This window comes from uncultured Brachyspira sp. (assembly GCF_944390845.1).
GTDB lineage: Bacteria > Spirochaetota > Brachyspiria > Brachyspirales > Brachyspiraceae > Brachyspira > Brachyspira pulli.
Genome location: NZ_CALXRM010000033.1, coordinates 15,707 through 33,479 on the forward strand (window position 1 = coordinate 15,707; position 17,773 = coordinate 33,479).

Sequence of the window (17,773 nt, forward strand, 5' to 3'; positions counted from 1 at the left end):
TACCTCATAAAATAATTTTTATATTAATATATTAACAAGATTATTCCATATAAAATACAATTTAATCATTTAACATAGTAATTATTAGTATTATTATGGTAAAACTAAATAAAGTCAAGTATTATAAAGTTGTATATTTAAGAGTATAATATATCTTATTTGGTAAGAATATATTTATTAATTTTGATTCTTTTTGAATGCTTTCAGTTGTATATATATCTAAATATTGATGATTATCATTTAATATATTATTATTTTCTAAATACTTTTTTACTGATAATACTGTATGATATGCTGGATCTATTATGTTTTTTATAGAATTATTTGTTGACTTCAATACTTCTTTTATGTCATTAATTATTAGAGGGTAGTGAGTGCAGCCAAGAATTAAAGTATCAGAATCAGAATCAATATTTTCTAAATAACATTGAAGCACTTCAAATCTATTATCATAACTATTCCAATCATTTTCAATCATAGGACATAATTCTTTACAAGCTACCTGAGTGATTTTTATGTTTTTATTGTATTCATTTATTTTTTCTATATATGCTTTTGAATTAACTGTAAATTCTGTTGCCATTATTGATATATTATTATTTTGTGTATTATTGACAGCATCTATTGCTCCATTAGATATCACTTCTATTATAGGAGTATTATATTTTTGTTTTAATATATCATAAGTTGAAGCAGCTATAGTATTGCAGGCTATTACTATTATTTTGCAATTTTGTTTAACTAAGAAGTCTACCATTTTTGAAGTTAATTCTATTATTTGTTTTTTAGGTTTACTTCCATAAGGTATATTAGCATTATCTCCAAGATATATATAATTCTCATTAGGCAATAATTTTAATAATTGTTTTAATACAGTTATACCTCCAAATCCTGAATCAAAAACAGCTATTGGCATAGAATTAGTAAACATAATAAACTCCATAGTTGATTATTTTTATTATATTTACTATTTCCATAAAGTCAATGATATTGTGAAATAAAAGTTATATTTTGTAATAAATTTACTTGTATTAAGTAAAAAATAGTGTATAATGCAGTATTAAAAATTTACACAACAGGAGTATTTTTGATGAACAGTAGTATTATGGAAGCAATACAGATAATGCTAATAGGTATGGGCGTTGTTGTATTGTTCTTGATTATATTGGTTTTCTTTATGAAAGTCGTTAGTGCTGTTGTAGCTCAAGTAGATAAGATGATGCCGCCTGCTCAGGAAGAATCTAGTTCTTCTCCAGCACCAGTTCAAGCGGTAAGCAATGATAAAATGGTAGCTATAGCAATTGCTTTAGCACATATTCATAGCAATAAGTCTAAATAATAGTAAGTTTTTTTTATAAAAAAAGGAGATATAAAAGAATGGCTAAAAAAGAAGTAAAATTTATGCTAACAGCATTCAGAGACGGATTCCAGTCTGTTTATGGTGCTAGAGTATTATCTAAAGATTTTATGCCAGCAGTAGAAGCATTTGTTAAGGCTGGTGTTACATATTTTGAATCCGGCGGCGGAGCAACATTCCAAAGTGCATTCTTCTATAATAATGAGAATGCTTTTGATGTAATGGATACATTCAGAAAAACAGTAGGTCCTGATGTTAATTTACAAACTTTAGCAAGAGGTGTAAACGTAGTAGGTTTGGAATCTCAGCCTAGAGAAATGATTAAATTACATGCTGATCTATTTAAAAAACATGGTATTACAACAATTAGAAACTTTGACGCTTTAAATGATGTTAATAACCTTATTTTCAGCGGTAAATGTATTAAAGATGCAGGATTAAAACACCAAGTATGTGTTACTATGATGGCACTTCCTCCAGGATGTGAAGGTGCACATGATGCTGCATTCTATGGAAAAGTATTAACTCAAATTAAAGATCAAGTAGATTTTGATTCAGTATGTTTCAAAGATGCTTCTGGTACAGCAACTCCTCAAGTTGTTTATGATACAATAAAAGAAGCTAGAAGAATATTAGGTAAAGATATACAAATACAAATGCACAGCCATGAAACAGCAGGTATAGGTGCAGTTCAGTATAGAGCAGCTTTAGATGCTGGTGCTGATTGTATAGACCTTTCAGCAGCTCCAGTATCAGGCGGTACTTGTCAAACAGACGTTATCGTTATGTGGCATGCTTTAAGAGGTACAGAATATAGTCTTAACATAGATATAGATAAAATCAGAGAAGCTGAAGAAGTATTCAAAGATTGTATGAAAGATTATTTCTTACCACCTGAAAGTAGAACAGTAGAGCCTATGATTCCATTTGCTCCAATGCCTGGCGGTGCTTTAACAGCTAATACTCAAATGATGAGAGATATTAATGTAATGAATAGATTCCCAGAAGTTATTAGAGCTATGACTGAAGTAGTTAAAAAAGGCGGTTTTGGTACTTCTGTAACTCCAGTATCTCAATTCTATTTCCAACAAGCATTTAACAATGTAATGCAAGGTAATTGGAAGAAAATAGCTGATGGTTATGGTAAAATGGTATTAGGTTACTTTGGTAAAACTCCATCTACACCAGATCCAGAAATAGTAAAAATAGCTAGCGAACAATTAGGTTTACAGCCTACTACTGAATTAGCTATGGATATAGATGATAAAAATCCTAAAAAAGGTAGAAAAGCTGCTGAACAAGCATTAAAAGATGCAGGTATTACAGATCTTTCAGATGAAAATGTATTTATAGCTGCTGCTTGTAAAGAAAAAGGTATTCAATTCCTTAAAGGCGAAGCTAAACTTGGTATTAGAAAAAATGCTGGCGGTGCTTCTGAAGGCGTTAAAGCTACTAGCAATGAAGTTACTGTTACAGTTGGCGGTTCTAGCTATGGTGTAAAAATAGAAAATGGTAAAGCTATAGTTGATGGCGTAAGCTATGATTATACTATTAAAGATGGTATAGTTGCTGGTGCTGCTCAATCAGCTGCTCCTGCTTCAAGCGGTTCTGCTACTCCTATAACAGCTGGCTTACCTGGTACAGTATTAAAAATAGTTGCTCCTGTAGGTACACAAGTTAAAGATGGTTCTACTATTTTAGTTGTAGAAGCTATGAAAATGGAAGTAGAAATAAAATCTTCAGCTAATGGAGTTGTAAAAGAAGTAAAAGTTAAACCTGGTGACGCGGTAGTTGCTGGTCAAGAATTGGCTATAGTAGGTTAATAGCTGATTTTAAGGAGATAAAAAAGAATGAGAAAAGTATTTTTAGTATTTGCACTTATCTTTATGACAGCATCAGTTGTGTTGCCACAAGAAAGTGCTGAGGAACCTATTAATATAAAAGATTCACTTATTTCTTTAGTAAGAAATACAGCTTTTGGCGGATTCTTCCCTAGAAGCGAACAAGAAATAGCTGCTGCTCAGGCTAAAGCTGAAAAAAGTAAACAAGAAAAATATCAAACTAAATTAAATGATATAAAAGTAAAATCTGCTCCTCTATGGCAGAATGCTATAATGATTTGTGTAGGTTTGCTTTTAGTATATCTTGCTATAGCTAAAGGATTTGAACCATTACTTCTTATTCCTATAGGTATGGGAGGAATTTTAGCTAATATTCCTATAGCAAATATTGCGGCTTTGCCTGTAGTAGAAATTATGAACGGTATACCTGTTACTATAAGCAGCGGCGGTTTTTTAGGTCAAATATACACTTTTGGTATTGAATCAGGTTTATTCCCATTATTCATATTTATTGGTGTTGGTGCTATGACAGACTTTGGTCCGCTTATTGCTAACCCTAAAACTGCTTTATTAGGTGCTGCTGCTCAAATAGGTATATTCGGTACTTTATTAGGTGCTATGATAATATCTACATACATACCGGTAATTTCTTTCACATTAAAAGATGCTGCTTCAATAGGTATTATCGGAGGTGCTGACGGTCCTACAGCTATATTTACAGCTTCAAGACTTTCTCCTCATTTATTGGGTGCTATTGCGGTTGCTGCTTATTCTTATATGGCTTTAGTTCCTATAATACAGCCTCCTATTATGAAATGGCTTACTACTGAAAATGAAAGAAAAATTGAGATGAAACAGCTTCGTCCTGTTAGTAAAAGAGAAAAAATCATTTTCCCTCTTACTGTTATAATACTTGTTGCTTTATTATTGCCAGATGCTGCTCCATTAATTGGTGCTTTAATGTTTGGTAATTTAATTAAAGAATCTGGCGTTACTGAAAGACTTTCTAAAACTGCTCAAAATGAACTTATCAATATCGTTACAATAATGTTGGGATTATCTGTTGGCAGTAAATTAGCTGCTGATAAATTCTTACGTTTTGAAACATTGGGTATATTGGTATTAGGTTTAATAGCATTTGCTATGGGTACAGCAGGCGGAGTACTTCTTGCTAAATTTATGAACTTATTCAGCAAAGACAAAATCAATCCTCTTATCGGAGCTGCTGGCGTATCTGCTGTTCCTATGGCTGCCAGAGTTGCTAACAAAATAGGACAGGAGGCTAATCCTCATAACTTTTTACTTATGCATGCTATGGGTCCAAACGTTTCAGGAGTAATTGGTTCTGCAGTTGCTGCTGGTGTACTTTTGGCTATATTAGGTTAATAAGTATATTTAAATAAATAAAAGGAAGCTCAATTATTTGGGCTTCCTTTTTTATTGAAAAATTTTTATTGAGTCTATTATTTATAATTTATTTTTATTATAACTCTGTACAGAAACCTTTATATTTCTCTATATATCCTACAGGATTATATGACATTTTTGCTTTTCTAAGTCCCAAATCTCCAACATCTTGTTCTCTATTAACGAATTTAAATCTTTCATAATCATTTATATAGTTTTTTAAATTCTCCAAAAACATTCTGTTTATAGCTTGATATGTGCCTTTATAATTTCTATCTCCTCTTTCTGAATGAACTACTATAGTATCTCTCATACTTAAATCGGCTATGGTGTAAGCTACTATTTTGCTATCAATATAAATAGCTCCTCCAATGATATTATCTATAGTATCCCAATTATCTAGCAAAGTTCTTATCATTATAGTATCAGCTTCGGCTCTAACTTCATGGGATAATAGTTTATTACTATCGAAAGCCTCACATTCTTCAGCATCATTGATTTGATATGAATCATTATTTTTCTTCTCGTCTTCTTCCCATTTAGCCTCAAACTCAAGTATATCCTGCACAATACTTTTATCTATTGATTTATATTCAAATTCATTTTTTATGAATTGATTATATAAATTCTTTTTATTATGAAATTTTTTACCAGGTAAGGTAGCTAGTTCATTGAAATCGTATATATATTCCCATTCATCTCTAGTTTCTTTTACCTTTATTTTTGTAGTCTTTTCCCAAAATAATGCAAGTTCTTTTGGAATTCTTATTATAGTTTCACCAGAAATTTCACAAGGGCTAAAATCATTACAAAAATTCGCATTGAACCAATCACCTACAGGTGCCCAATATATTGTGTAAGGAGATTTTTGTCTTATCCAAACTAATTTTTCAGTAAATGCCCATTCAAGCATATATATATCTTTTAATCCCAACAGATTCATAAATGTATAATCAGCAGACTGATGAGGTGTTATAGAGAAATATTTATGATAAAGTTCCTGTTTTTCTAATGAAATAGGCTCAAAATTAAGCATATATTTTTTATCCTTTAAAATTTTAAAATTATTAACGTTCAATTATATATTAAAATTAATTAATGTAAATGCTATATTAAAGCTTACAATACAGATTTACCCATTTCAAATGCTTTTGCTGCTTGTTCATTTCCTTTTATATCTCCAATGTTAAGTACTCCTCCAACTATTAAATATCCTAAATTTTTCCAGCCCAAATAATTTAATAAATATTGATAATATTCTATAACAGGTTTAGAATTATTTTCATCATTTCCTTCTGCAGCCATTAACATAAAACATTCTTTGTATGGAGTTTTATAATTCGGGTCTATTTCTGTAACAGCAAATAATCTATCTATAACCATTTTTAATTGAGAAGAGAAAGCCCAATAATACATAGGAGAAGCTAATACTACTATATCAGCTTCTTTATAATATGGGTATATTTTATCCATATCGTCTTTTTGAGAACAAGGACTATCAGGATTTTTACCGCCTTTTAAACATCCTTTACAGCAATGTATATTCATTCTGTCTAAATCAAATTTTATTATTTCATTTTCATTTAGTTTTGCACCTTTAGTAAATTCTTCTATCAAAGCAGAAGTATTACCATTTAATCTAGGGCTTCCATTTAATATTAATATTTTTTTCATTTTTCACTCCTTTTATTATTGATATTATAATTATATTGCTATATATTATTATTATCAAGTACTAACAAAAATGTTATATACTAACTAAAAGTAAAGTATAAAAGGATTATTATGAAAAAAGATGATTTAAAAGAAAAATATATGGAAGATACAGGTTTTGCATATACGATGTCTTTAATATCTGGTAAATATAAAATGATAATATTGTATATATTGTCAGAATTAAAAGTGGTAAGATATAATGAATTAAAAAGAATAATATCTAATATATCGCATAAAACATTAAGCTTATCATTAAAAGAATTAGAAAAAGATGATTTAGTAAGCAGAAAAGAATATCCTCAAATACCGCCTAAAGTAGAGTATAGTTTATCTAAAAGAGGTAAATCTTTAATACCAATATTAGATGCTATATGTGTTTGGGGCGAGAAAAATAGAAAATAGTTAAAAGCAAAATAAAAAGCGAGTAAATAAAGTCACATGTGTGTCTACTATATCCGGACTTTATCTCGCTTTTATATATTGTTTTTGTATAAAAAAATCTTATTTATTATTATTTATAAAACTTCTTATTCTTCTAAATAAATCACCTTTACCATTTTCATCTATGAGTACATATTTTAGCATAAATCTTAAATATGGATGATATACATACATAGTTTCTTTAACAGTTAATCTTGTTCTATTATTCTCAGCATCTTCTAATATATAAGTCCATAAAGCAGTATATTCGTTCTCTGTTTTTACCATAGATATTTCACTGTTTTCAATTCTTCTTACTTCAATAAGCTCCTGATAAGTTCTTCTGTTTGAATAAGTCTGCATTATTTTTAATTTATCTTGTCCTATTTTTTCAACACGCACTATAGAAATGTATTTTAGCCAAGCAGGGTAGTTTTCATAATCTATTAATAAATGATATAATTCATTTCTAGGTATATTGAATACTTCTGTTTTTTCTTTTGTAAATGAAGGTGGTATTCTCTTTCCTATAAATGTTGGAAGAAAAATCATTACTGCCATTAAAATTAAGGGTAAAATTATAAAAATTGGTATTAAATATATTAACATTTATTGTCCTTTTTTAGTTAAAGTATAAAATTTTGAACGATAGTATTTATTAAAAAAGTTTTGTATTATTAAAAGAACTATACCGCAAAAAGGTACAGCAAATAATACACCTAAAAATCCAAATAATACACCGCCTATTATAGTACTAAACATTACTGCAATAGGGTGTATTTGAACTGATTTTCCTAATATTTTAGGAGCCATTAATCCGGAATCTAATATTTGTATCAAACCATATATTATACACATTTTCAAGGCTCCTTGCCACCATACAGGCTCTGTTATAATACCTGATAATAATGCTACTATAAAGGCTACAAATGGCCCTATAAACGGTATATAATTGAGTAAGCCTCTTAATAACGCTAGTATAAATGCATATTTAGAATTGGTTACAGAAAGCAATATATAACTTATTATAAAAAATGATATAGCTAGTACTGTCATACCTCTTACATAGCTATTTATTATATAATTAGACTTTTTAATGATTTCATTAATAGATGTTTGCCATCTCATTGGTATAATTTTTATAATTTTATCTTTTATATTTTGAAAATCCAACATCAAATAAAATGTTACAAATGGAAGTATTACAAAATATGAGAATATTATACTAAATATAGATGTTATGCTTGAAATATTCTGAAATCTAAAATCAATAAATTTCTTATAAATTAAAGTAACTATGCCATTAGTACCAAATAAAAAATCTTTTATTGTTGCAGCATCTATTGCCATATCTATATCAAAACTTTTTCCAACAGTTCTATTCAATTTTTCTGATATAGAAATCAATAAAGATGATATGGAATTGTATATTTTATCAACATATTCAGGAAGACTTCTTGATATTACTTCCATTTCTTCTATTGTTCTTGGAAGAATAAATATAAAAAATATTATAGCTAATATTAAAAGTGGGATAAAAATTAATAATACAGCTATTATTCTAGGAATTTTATGCTGCATTTTAGTTATAAGAGGGTCGAATAAGTAGGCAATAAATATACCCCAAATAAATGGCACCACTAAATAACCCGCTTCTTTTATTACCCATAAAGTAAATAGACATACTATTAATAATATTGAAGCCTTAGCCCATATATATTTCCAAAAAGGTATTAAAGCCGATATTAATATTATAAATAAAACTATAGGGTTGATTATTTCTCTAATTAAATAGCAAAAATAAAAAAATGCACAAGATATTATTAATACTAATAATATTTCCCCACCATTAACCAATATTTTATTATGAGTTAATGAGTTTTCTTTATTTTTTTCCTTATTAAAAAAATTTTTTCCTATAACCATAATATTAATTCTCTTTGTTTTTTAGTATAATATAGCGTAAATGGTTTTTTTACAACATTTTTTATATAGAAAGTATAAAAAAATGTAATTTTTTTAAAAAAAGCACTTGCTATTTTTTTGTTTGGTGTTATAATGCTATTCATATCGTTGATGATTAAAAGGGCCTGTAGCTCAGATGGCTAGAGCGTTCGACTGATAATCGAAAGGTCGGTGGTTCAATTCCTCCCAGGCCCACACGCTCAGGTTCTTTAAGATACATACGGGGGTTTAGCTCAGTTTGGGAGAGCGACTGCCTTGCACGCAGTAGGTCGTGGGTTCGATCCCCATAACCTCCACATTAAGTTATAAAAACTATCCTTTGAATTACCTCTAAGGGTAGTTTTTGTTTTATTAACTAATAATTTTATCACTCAATAGTGAGAGGTTATTTATGAAAAATATTATACTTGTATTTGTAATGATTATTTCTTTAATATCTATTCCTTGTAATTATTTATATTCTTTAACTCAAGATGAAGAAACTCTTTTAGATGCTGCTATTTTTGGTGATGAAGATGTTGTAGAAAAAATACTTGAGAAAAATATTAATGTTAATATACAAGATGATGTTGGAAATACTGCTCTTATATTAGCTTGTATGGAAGGGCATATTAAAGTAGTGGAGATTCTTGTAAAAGCTAATGCTGATAAATCTATCGTTAATAAATATGGAAATGATGCTTTATACTATGCTAAACAAAACAATCACCCTGATATAGTTAAATTAATTCAATAAGTAATTTTTTATTATTTATATAAATTCTATAAAAAATTACTTACTTTTTTTATAAATAATTTAATATATTAGTTCTTCATTTTCATCTTCTAAAACATAATTTGTTATTATTATGATTTCGTCTTTATTATCCAGCATTGTATCATAATTAGGGTTTAGAATTACATCATTATATCTTTTAACACCTATTAAAATAGTTTTCTTTTGTATAAAATATAAATATACATCTTTAAAACTTCTTGATTCATTAAAGTAATCAGCATAAGGCGACATTATTATATCTTTTCCATTTTTACTTAATAAACCGCAGAAAATATATAATATATTTGAACTTAATGAAGCCTGAGCCATAAGCATACCTATAAGTTTACCGCTTACTATGAAATCTCTTACATCATCTGAATATATTAAATTTCTTTTTTGTATTGAATTTAATAAAGATAATATAGCTATATTTAAATTTTCTTTTCTGATTATTTGTCTTATTATTAATAGTACATTTATGCTTTTAACATCTGTTATATTATCTTCTGATATTAATACTATTTTGGTAGTATTTTCAGTTTTTAATTTTTCAAGTATGAATTTATATTTATTTTTTTCAGCCTTTATTGAATCATAACTTAACATTGTAATACTATGATTTTCTATATATTCAGAAATTTCTTTTATTATTTCTACATATCCTTTTTCTTCACATATTAATAATATATTATTTTTGTATTTTATTATACTAGGTTTTATATTTGGATATTCTTTAACAGAATCATCATTATCATTTCTTGATAAAAATACTAATCTATTTTCTTTTTTTATAATATAATCATAATTAGGTATTAATAACTGACTTCTATCTTCTTTAGTTATTCCGAGTAATATCATACCTTTATCTAAATATTTTAAAGCTGCATCTTTGAAACTATAATCTTCAAAATTATGTTCGTTTTCTATGCAAAATATATTGCCGTCATTTGAAAATAAATCCTCATAAACATTACTTAATCCTGTATATATAATACTTTGTGCTATAAGCTTATATAATATTTCATATTTATAAATAACATGAATAACGAAATTTTTATCCTCAATGGACTTAATAATTTCAATCGTATCCTCTTCATGTACAAGAACACATATATTTATTTTTTTATCTATTTCATCTTCTTCTATAATTTTTTTTAATGCTAGAAGTATATTCAAAGATTCAGTATCATCATTATTTATTATTGATATACTTGATGATTTTCCTATATTCAGTAATTTTATATTTTCTATTCTGCTTGTAGTTCCTTCTCTTACTATTATGTTTGTATTTTTATATCCTTTGATAAAAGATACTCTTTTTCTTATAACATCAACATTATGTTCAGATAATATTATTATAGTTTTTACTTTAGCCATAATAAATTCTTCAATTATAGTTAAAGCTTCTTCACCATAGCCTAAAATAATAGCATGATTTTTTTCCATTATGAATGCATTACCTTTACTAAGATTATTAATTCTATCCTGTAAAGCTTTATTAATCATAGCTATAAGAGAACCCCAGCCGCATACACCAACGAATGTAACTAATAAAAATGTAATGACTATGCCTGTATTGCCTTCTACAGAAGATATATTTCCTGTATCTATGAATTGCATCAAACTATCCCAAAATGCTTGCTTTGGAGGGTATTTGAATGCAACTATTATAAATATAGAAACTGTTAAAAGTAAAATTATTATTGCAAACACTAAAAGCATTAATTGATAGAATAGCCCCTTGTTCAACATTCTGTCTATTCTATATTTTATATAATTAGATATATCTTTTATCATCTTACTATTCCATAAATAAACTATATTAAAGATTATACTCAAGTAAATTAAAATTGCAAAATATTTTTTAATGTTTTACAGTTTATTGTAATAATATGGTATAATAGAGCATAGTAATAAATATTAAAATATTCTATATGATAGTAAAATTATTACGAAAATGTTTTTATAATATTTTTAATAATTAATTTTCATATTGATTTTCATTTCAATAATATATAAATTAAGAGAGTAAAACATGAAAGAAAATAACAAATTATTTGATTATATAAGCGAAAGTGATAATATAAAAAGAATAAAAATATCTCATTCTATAAGAGGTAATTTTCAAAACTTTGGAGAAATGCCTCCTATAGATTTAGATATAGATTTGGACAAAGAATATAAAAATTATAAAAATGAACATCAAAATACTATAGATAATGTTATAAAGAAATTAAAAAATATAATACTATCAAAATTTAAAGAAAATAATATAACTAAAGATTATAAAATAGTTCTTTATGCAATAGCTCAAAATAGTATACTTGTTTCTATAGCTTATATATTAAAAAAATATGAATATGATTTTACTTTCTTGCCAAAACCTAAAGATTCAACATCTTGGGGATTAAAGATATAGAAATTGATTCTCCTGAATTAACAAGTTTTATAAAGAGTAAATCTAATATTATGAGAATAGATAATATTAATCACCCAATAGGAATAATATTATCTGGTCAATCTAATATAGAAGGTGTAGAACAAGTTTATAAAGATGATAAGAATTTGATTATTAATAAAGGTTTCGATTATTCATACAGCAATATCATAACAATAACACATCAAATAATATTAGAAGAACATTCTCATAAAAGTTTAGTTAATAAAAGATGTTATGATGTATTCACTAAAAAAATAGATGAAATTTTTAATGATATTCTTAAATATAGGAATTTAGAAGAAGTGCATATATTAAGTTCAATACCAGCTAATGGACTTTTATATGTAGGACAAAAAATGGCTGATGATAAATATGACCATTTAAACTTTTATATATATAATTACAGCAGCGACAATAATAGATACGAACTTGGTGCAATATTAAATAGTAATTTATTAGAATACTAATTTATTTAATGTTTAGTATTCTAATAAATATATTTATTAGTTTATACTAAAAATTTTTAACTTTGTCAATTTTTTGTTGTTCTTTTTCCCGCCGCATACGCTCTGCGGACTTCATCAAAGAACCAAAAAGTGCAAATATAAAATTAGTATTAAATCATACTAATTATGTTTTACATGTAAGATAAATTACTAAATTTAAGTCGAAATGCAGCCTTTCGCGAAGCGTATCCGAGTTTATCGAGGATATAAGCTTCTTTGTGGCAACAAAAGAAGTGGGGTTTGGGGCAAAACCCCAAATATAAAACCAAAACATAAATTTATTTTTGACAAAGTATAGTTGTTTAGGTATATATTAATCTGAAGAAATTTATTTTTTATATATAATAAAAAACTTTTTATAATTGCATAATAGAGTAGGTATACAATCATAAAAATTTTGAAAGCTAATTGATATATACTGAAAATTTTTAAGTTTGTATAGTTTTAATTCTTATAATTTATTTTTATAAGTTTAAAATCTGCTGATATCATAAATAAACATGGTAAAAGTATCAATGTTAAAAGTGCAGCAAATAAAAGTCCGTAAGCCATAGCCATAACTATAGGTACTATCAAATCAGCACGTCCTCCTATACCATAAACAGTTGGAAGAAGTCCGAATATTGTTGTAACTGTTGTTAAAAATATTGCTCTGAATCTGTCGCCTGCACCTTCAACTACTGCATTAAGTACATCTTCTTTTGTATGTATATTTCCTTGTTCAAGTATTCTATTTATCAAATCAACCATTATAATACCATTATTTACTACTACACCTGCAAGCCCAACTATACCAACAGCACCAACAAATGACATAGGCATTCTATGTGCAGCAAATCCTAGTATAACTCCTATTATTCCAAATGGTATTATACCCAAAATCATGAAAGGCTGAACGAATTTATTAAATTGAAGAAGAAGTATTACATATATAGCAATGATAGCAATAACATATCCCCAAGCAATACCAATAATAGATCCTCTGGTTTCTTTTACCTCTCCTGCAAACTCTACACTTATATTAGGATAATCTTTTGATATTGAATTAAAATAATCCTGCATTGCATAAGTTGCTTGTATGGCAGTATTTTTTCCCTGTTCAATATCTGCAGTCATAGTTATTGATTTCTTTCCATTATAGTGTTTTATGCTTGATTGATTATTTGTAATATATATGTCTGCTATATCTTTTAATTGTATTAGTCTGTAATATGTATTTGGTATATATAGATTGTTAAGTACATTTGTATCATAAGTATATTTTTTATCTAATCTTACTCTGAAGTCCAATTTATTTTCAAACTGCTGAATGGAAGTAGCAACTACTCCTGCATAAGCAGCTCTCAATTCCCTTGCAGCATAAGCAACATTAACACCTAGTTCTGACATTCTATCATAATCAAATATTACTCTTAATTCTTCCTGTCCGATTTTGTCATCATCATCATAATTTATTATACCGTCCAAACTTAAAAGATGTTCTTTCATTTTATCTTTTACTTCTTTAACCATAGCAGTATCATTTCCTATTATTTTTATGTCTACTGCTTTACCAGGGTTTATTGGAAGTTTAGTATTAACTGTTATTAATTCTAATTCATCTTTTATTCCGCTTTTTTCTATTGCAAGATTTAAATCATCTACTATATCATAAGCTATTTTTTTTCTGTTATTGGCAGGAACTAAATATATCATAGTACCGGCAAGATTATCCATTTCTTCAGATACTTCTACAGTGTTTTTATCTAATTGCTTTCCTAATAAACTGTATACCGCTATTATATCATTAGTATCTATTGTATCATAAATAATATTTTCTACCTGCTGAAGATATTTTTCTGTTTTGTATATAGAACTTCCAATACCTGTATCAATATTAACTACTATAACATCAGCACTTGTATCATAAACTAAAGTAAACTTAGCAAATATTACTCTTGCTATTGCTAAAGTTATGAGCAATGTAACTACAAAAAATATAAATACGATATATCTAAATTTTAATGTAAATCTTAAAAATTTAACGAAAGGTATTTTTAATTTATCGAATAATTTATCTTTATCAAAATCAAGCGGATTTTTGAAATTAAATCTCTTTCTTCTATGTTCTCCTGTAAGTTCTTCTTTAGTAATTAAGTTATTAGGCAAAATCAGAACAGCCTGAAATATACTTACAATCAAAGCAACAATTACAACTCTAGGATATTGATTTATTAATCTTCCCATAGTTCCAGTAACAAATATTATAGGAGCAAAAGATGCAACAGTTGTAAGCGTAGAAACAAGCATAGGCATAAATACTTCACCTACAGCACTTTTAGTAGCATTAAGTCCTTTTATTCCTCTTTGATGATAATTAAAAATATTTTCTGAAACTACTATTGAGTTGTCAACTATCATACCCAAAACCGTTATAATACCGCCTAAAGAAATTATATTAAATGTTATGCCAGAGTATGTCATATAAATAAGAGAAACAGAAATAACTATAAGCATTCCAAGCGAAGTAAATATTGCACTTTTGAAATCCAAAAATATTATAAGTATTATAAATATGATTATGAATCCTGTTATAATATTTGAAGAAACGGCATTAAGCAAATCATTAATAGTTCTTGAGTTATCGGCCATAGGAACTATTTCTATATTATTTGGTATAGTTGCTTTGTTGTTTTCAAAATATTTATTAACGTTGTCTATAGTTTTTAATATATCTGCATCTTCTTTTTTTATAATATTTATTGAATATCCATGCTGACTATTAACTCTCATATATACACTTTTATCAACAAATAATTCTTCAACTCTTGCTACATCTCCAATTCTTACTGGCTGACCATTGAATATAGAACGTATAATAACATTTGTAATAGATAATGGATCTTGGAATTGACCTGTAGTTACAAGAAGTTTATTTTTTTCTTCTAAATCAGCATTTTCATCAGGCTTCATATTTCCGCTTGTAGAACGTATATTTCTTAAAGATAATGCCTGTATAATTTCTGTTAATGAAGTATAATATTCATTTAATTTATATGGATCTGCTAGTATTTGAATTTCCGGATCAGTTCTTCCATATACTTCAATATTTGCAACTCCGTCTACATATTTTAATTCTTTTTCAAATCTTTTGGATATATCGTAAAGTTCTTTTTCGCTTCCTTCCATTCCTTTTTTGAATCTTAAACCAAGATTGTATATAGGAAGTCTGTTGGCATTAGCTTCAAAAATTTTTATTTCTGAAACATCTTTTGATACATTAGGAGCATTCTGAAGACGTCTGAATATTTCATCTTTTACAGGTCTTGAATCTTTAAGGTTCATATCTATTCTTATAGTAAGAATTCCTGCATTTTCTATTATTATGGAATAAAATTCATCAATGCCTGCTATAGTCTGCAGTTCATCTTCTATTGGAATCATAGCATATTGCTCAACGTCTTCTGGAGAAGCACCAGGATATATAACCTGAACTATCATAACATCAAAGTTAGTTGATGGGAAAGCTTCTTTCTTTATATTAAGATAAGAGTATATTCCGACAGCTAAAGTAACCAAAATAATAACATTAACTAATAATCTGTTTTTTGCAAATAGTTCTATTATTCTATCCATATTCAAATTCCAATTAAATATATAAATTTGTTTTAATATTATCAATTACTTAGAAGTACTAGAGAATTATAATCCATAACAGTACTTATTATCATATATTCCAAATTAAGAAGTTCTGCTCTTGCCTGTGCTAAATCAAGCCTTGCATTTATTATTTCATCTATAGGGAGTCGTCCTTGTCTGAATTTTGTATTCTGCGTTCTTATTCTTGATACTATTGCATTTACTTCTAATTTTTTATTCTCAAGCATTTTTTTGTATGCCTCAAACTCATCATAATAAGTGCCTATCTGTACATCAAAATCTCTATTAACTCTGTCAAAATCAGCAGTAACCGCATTCAAAGCTGCATAGGCATCTTCCATTTTAGCCTTAGCATCATGTCCGCCTATAGGGTAGGAGAACATAAGCCCTACAAAATAATCAACATTAGTCATACTAGAAAAAGATTTAAAATACCCGCTATCATCTAAACTTGATAATGATACGCTTCCTACTATAGATAAATCAGGCAATGCATTATTTTTCATTATTGATAAAGCATATTCGCTTCTTAATTTTAATTGATAAGCCATTTGACCTTGAGCACTTTCTAAAAATGGTACTATATCTATTTTAGCATTTATTGAAGTATCAAGTGTTTGAGTCCAATCATCTTCATTTGGTATAATATTTTCTTCCGGTATAAAGAATTGAATATTTCTAATTATCTTTTTTAACATCAATTCTGATTTGTCTTTTGCTTCTATATATTTTAGTGTTTGTCTTTTTGCATTCTGATATGAGTCATTATCTATAACACCGCTTGTATATCTTTTATAAACTTGATTTTCAAATGTTCTAGCTTCTCTTATCATTTCATCATACAAAGCTATTAATTTTCTTGCCATTATCCATTGATAATAAATTTTCTGATAAGATGTTAATACACTGTTATCATCTATTATTCTTTTTAATTTTGCTATAGTAAGCTGATATTCTGCATCTTTTATAGGGTATCTGTCCAATTTACCGAAAAAATCTCTCAATATAGGCTGTGCTATTTGTATTTTAATGCTTGGATAATAGTATTTAAAATTATTAGTACTTAAATTTGGAAGTTTTCCATTTATTGTGCCAAAAGGAGTATCAACTGGTAAAGAAATATCTCCTGTATTAAAGTCTCCGAAAAAACTATCATGCTTTATTTCTACAGACCATCTAGTTCCAGAGTATGGTACAAGTCCGCTGAATCCTGCACCTATTCTAAAACCATTATAATTAAAATCTGATGTAGGAACAAAATTGTATTCATCAAAATGACTTTGCATTCCTATAGCACCAGCCTGCAAATCAAATTTAACATCTCCGGAACTTTTAGCCTTTGTTAAATTATTTGCAGCATTACTTTCCTGAGATGCTGTCAATTTCATCTCTGGTATCAATGCTTTTATTCTTTCCATATACTGAGTATAAGGTAATATGGCAGTTTCATTAGTTTGTGCGAAAATAAAAAAATTAAAAAGAACAGAATGCAAAACAATAATATATATCAATTTCCTAAACACTTTCTAACACCTATTAAAAATATTGTATATATTTTATTATTTTTGTTTTTTTTATCAAGTACAATAAAATTACTATTGTATGATAAACTACATTTTTTATTTTTTGTAAATTATCAGTATAAAAAACTGCACAGGAGCCAGACATATTGCATTAAGTATTCCTTAGTTTTTTAAAGTATAACATAGGTGTATCATAATT

15 protein-coding genes and 2 tRNA genes are annotated in these 17,773 nt (G+C 27.4%); 9 read left to right on the top strand and 8 right to left on the bottom strand.

The genetic code is table 11. The annotated features are described in order from the left end of the window. Positions 1–121 precede the first annotated feature (121 nt). The gene (gene murI, locus Q0K52_RS08065) at positions 122–931 is read right to left on the bottom strand and encodes a glutamate racemase (protein ID WP_297298310.1); all 810 of its coding nucleotides are present in this window, start codon (positions 929–931) and stop codon (positions 122–124) included. 159 nt (positions 932–1,090) lie between these two features. On the opposite strand from murI, the gene Q0K52_RS08070 reads away from it, so the two are divergent. From Q0K52_RS08070 to Q0K52_RS08080, 3 genes are read left to right on the top strand one after another with little or no spacing between them, the layout of a single operon-like run. Next, positions 1,091–1,339 (top strand): OadG family protein, encoded by a 249-nt coding sequence (locus Q0K52_RS08070; protein ID WP_297298312.1) that lies wholly within the window; start codon positions 1,091–1,093, stop codon positions 1,337–1,339. 38 nt (positions 1,340–1,377) lie between these two features. Then, entirely contained in the window at positions 1,378–3,180 is a 1,803-nt protein-coding gene (locus tag Q0K52_RS08075; protein ID WP_297298314.1) for a biotin/lipoyl-containing protein, read from the top strand. Positions 3,181–3,207: 27 nt separating this feature from the next. Continuing rightward, positions 3,208–4,584 (top strand): sodium ion-translocating decarboxylase subunit beta, encoded by a 1,377-nt coding sequence (locus Q0K52_RS08080; RefSeq protein WP_297298316.1) that lies wholly within the window; start codon positions 3,208–3,210, stop codon positions 4,582–4,584. A 97-nt stretch (positions 4,585–4,681) separates the two neighbouring features. Here Q0K52_RS08080 and Q0K52_RS08085 read toward each other — a convergent pair whose 3' ends face one another. Then, complete coding sequence (locus Q0K52_RS08085; RefSeq protein ID WP_297298318.1) at positions 4,682–5,641, bottom strand: phosphatidylglycerol lysyltransferase domain-containing protein; 960 nt, start codon at positions 5,639–5,641, stop codon at positions 4,682–4,684. Between the two features lie 83 nt (positions 5,642–5,724). Next, the gene (locus Q0K52_RS08090; protein ID WP_297298320.1) at positions 5,725–6,279 is read right to left on the bottom strand and encodes a flavodoxin family protein; all 555 of its coding nucleotides are present in this window, start codon (positions 6,277–6,279) and stop codon (positions 5,725–5,727) included. A gap of 111 nt (positions 6,280–6,390) precedes the next feature. Here Q0K52_RS08090 and Q0K52_RS08095 point away from each other — a divergent pair, with 111 nt between their 5' ends. Next, entirely contained in the window at positions 6,391–6,723 is a 333-nt protein-coding gene (locus Q0K52_RS08095; protein WP_297298322.1) for a helix-turn-helix domain-containing protein, read from the top strand. A gap of 99 nt (positions 6,724–6,822) precedes the next feature. Here the strand turns inward: Q0K52_RS08095 and Q0K52_RS08100 are convergent, their stop codons facing one another. Beyond that, a complete protein-coding gene (locus tag Q0K52_RS08100) occupies positions 6,823–7,350 on the bottom strand; it encodes an SRPBCC family protein (protein WP_297298324.1) in 528 nt (175 codons plus the stop codon). Continuing rightward, positions 7,351–8,667 (bottom strand): AI-2E family transporter, encoded by a 1,317-nt coding sequence (locus Q0K52_RS08105; RefSeq protein WP_297298326.1) that lies wholly within the window; start codon positions 8,665–8,667, stop codon positions 7,351–7,353. 160 nt (positions 8,668–8,827) lie between these two features. On the opposite strand from Q0K52_RS08105, the gene Q0K52_RS08110 reads away from it, so the two are divergent. The 3 genes from Q0K52_RS08110 (at position 8,828) to Q0K52_RS08120 (ending at position 9,442) form a co-directional block, all read left to right on the top strand. Next, positions 8,828–8,901, top strand: a tRNA-Ile gene (locus tag Q0K52_RS08110). A 27-nt stretch (positions 8,902–8,928) separates the two neighbouring features. Then, a tRNA-Ala gene (locus tag Q0K52_RS08115) sits at positions 8,929–9,002 on the top strand. 95 nt (positions 9,003–9,097) lie between these two features. Beyond that, complete coding sequence (locus Q0K52_RS08120) at positions 9,098–9,442, top strand: ankyrin repeat domain-containing protein (RefSeq protein ID WP_297298328.1); 345 nt, start codon at positions 9,098–9,100, stop codon at positions 9,440–9,442. A gap of 60 nt (positions 9,443–9,502) precedes the next feature. Here Q0K52_RS08120 and Q0K52_RS08125 read toward each other — a convergent pair whose 3' ends face one another. After that, positions 9,503–11,263: a hypothetical protein gene (locus Q0K52_RS08125; RefSeq protein ID WP_297298330.1), complete on the bottom strand. Its 1,761-nt coding sequence runs from the start codon at positions 11,261–11,263 to the stop codon at positions 9,503–9,505. Between the two features lie 238 nt (positions 11,264–11,501). Here Q0K52_RS08125 and Q0K52_RS08130 point away from each other — a divergent pair, with 238 nt between their 5' ends. Next, positions 11,502–11,885 carry an SAVED domain-containing protein gene (locus Q0K52_RS08130; protein ID WP_297298332.1) on the top strand — a complete coding sequence of 128 codons (384 nt, stop codon included), beginning with the start codon at positions 11,502–11,504 and terminating at the stop codon, positions 11,883–11,885. Beyond that, positions 11,867–12,373, top strand: coding sequence for an SAVED domain-containing protein (locus Q0K52_RS08135; protein WP_297298334.1), 507 nt, complete (start codon positions 11,867–11,869; stop codon positions 12,371–12,373). Before Q0K52_RS08130 ends, Q0K52_RS08135 begins: the two co-directional genes overlap by 19 nt. A gap of 483 nt (positions 12,374–12,856) precedes the next feature. On the opposite strand, the gene Q0K52_RS08140 is transcribed toward Q0K52_RS08135, so the two are convergent. Beyond that, on the bottom strand, positions 12,857–16,027 hold the full coding sequence (locus Q0K52_RS08140; RefSeq protein ID WP_297298335.1) for an efflux RND transporter permease subunit: 3,171 nt from the start codon (positions 16,025–16,027) through the stop codon (positions 12,857–12,859). A gap of 41 nt (positions 16,028–16,068) precedes the next feature. Further along, positions 16,069–17,574, bottom strand: a complete 1,506-nt coding sequence (locus tag Q0K52_RS08145) for a TolC family protein (RefSeq protein ID WP_297298338.1) — start codon at positions 17,572–17,574, stop codon at positions 16,069–16,071. Positions 17,575–17,773 lie beyond the last annotated feature (199 nt).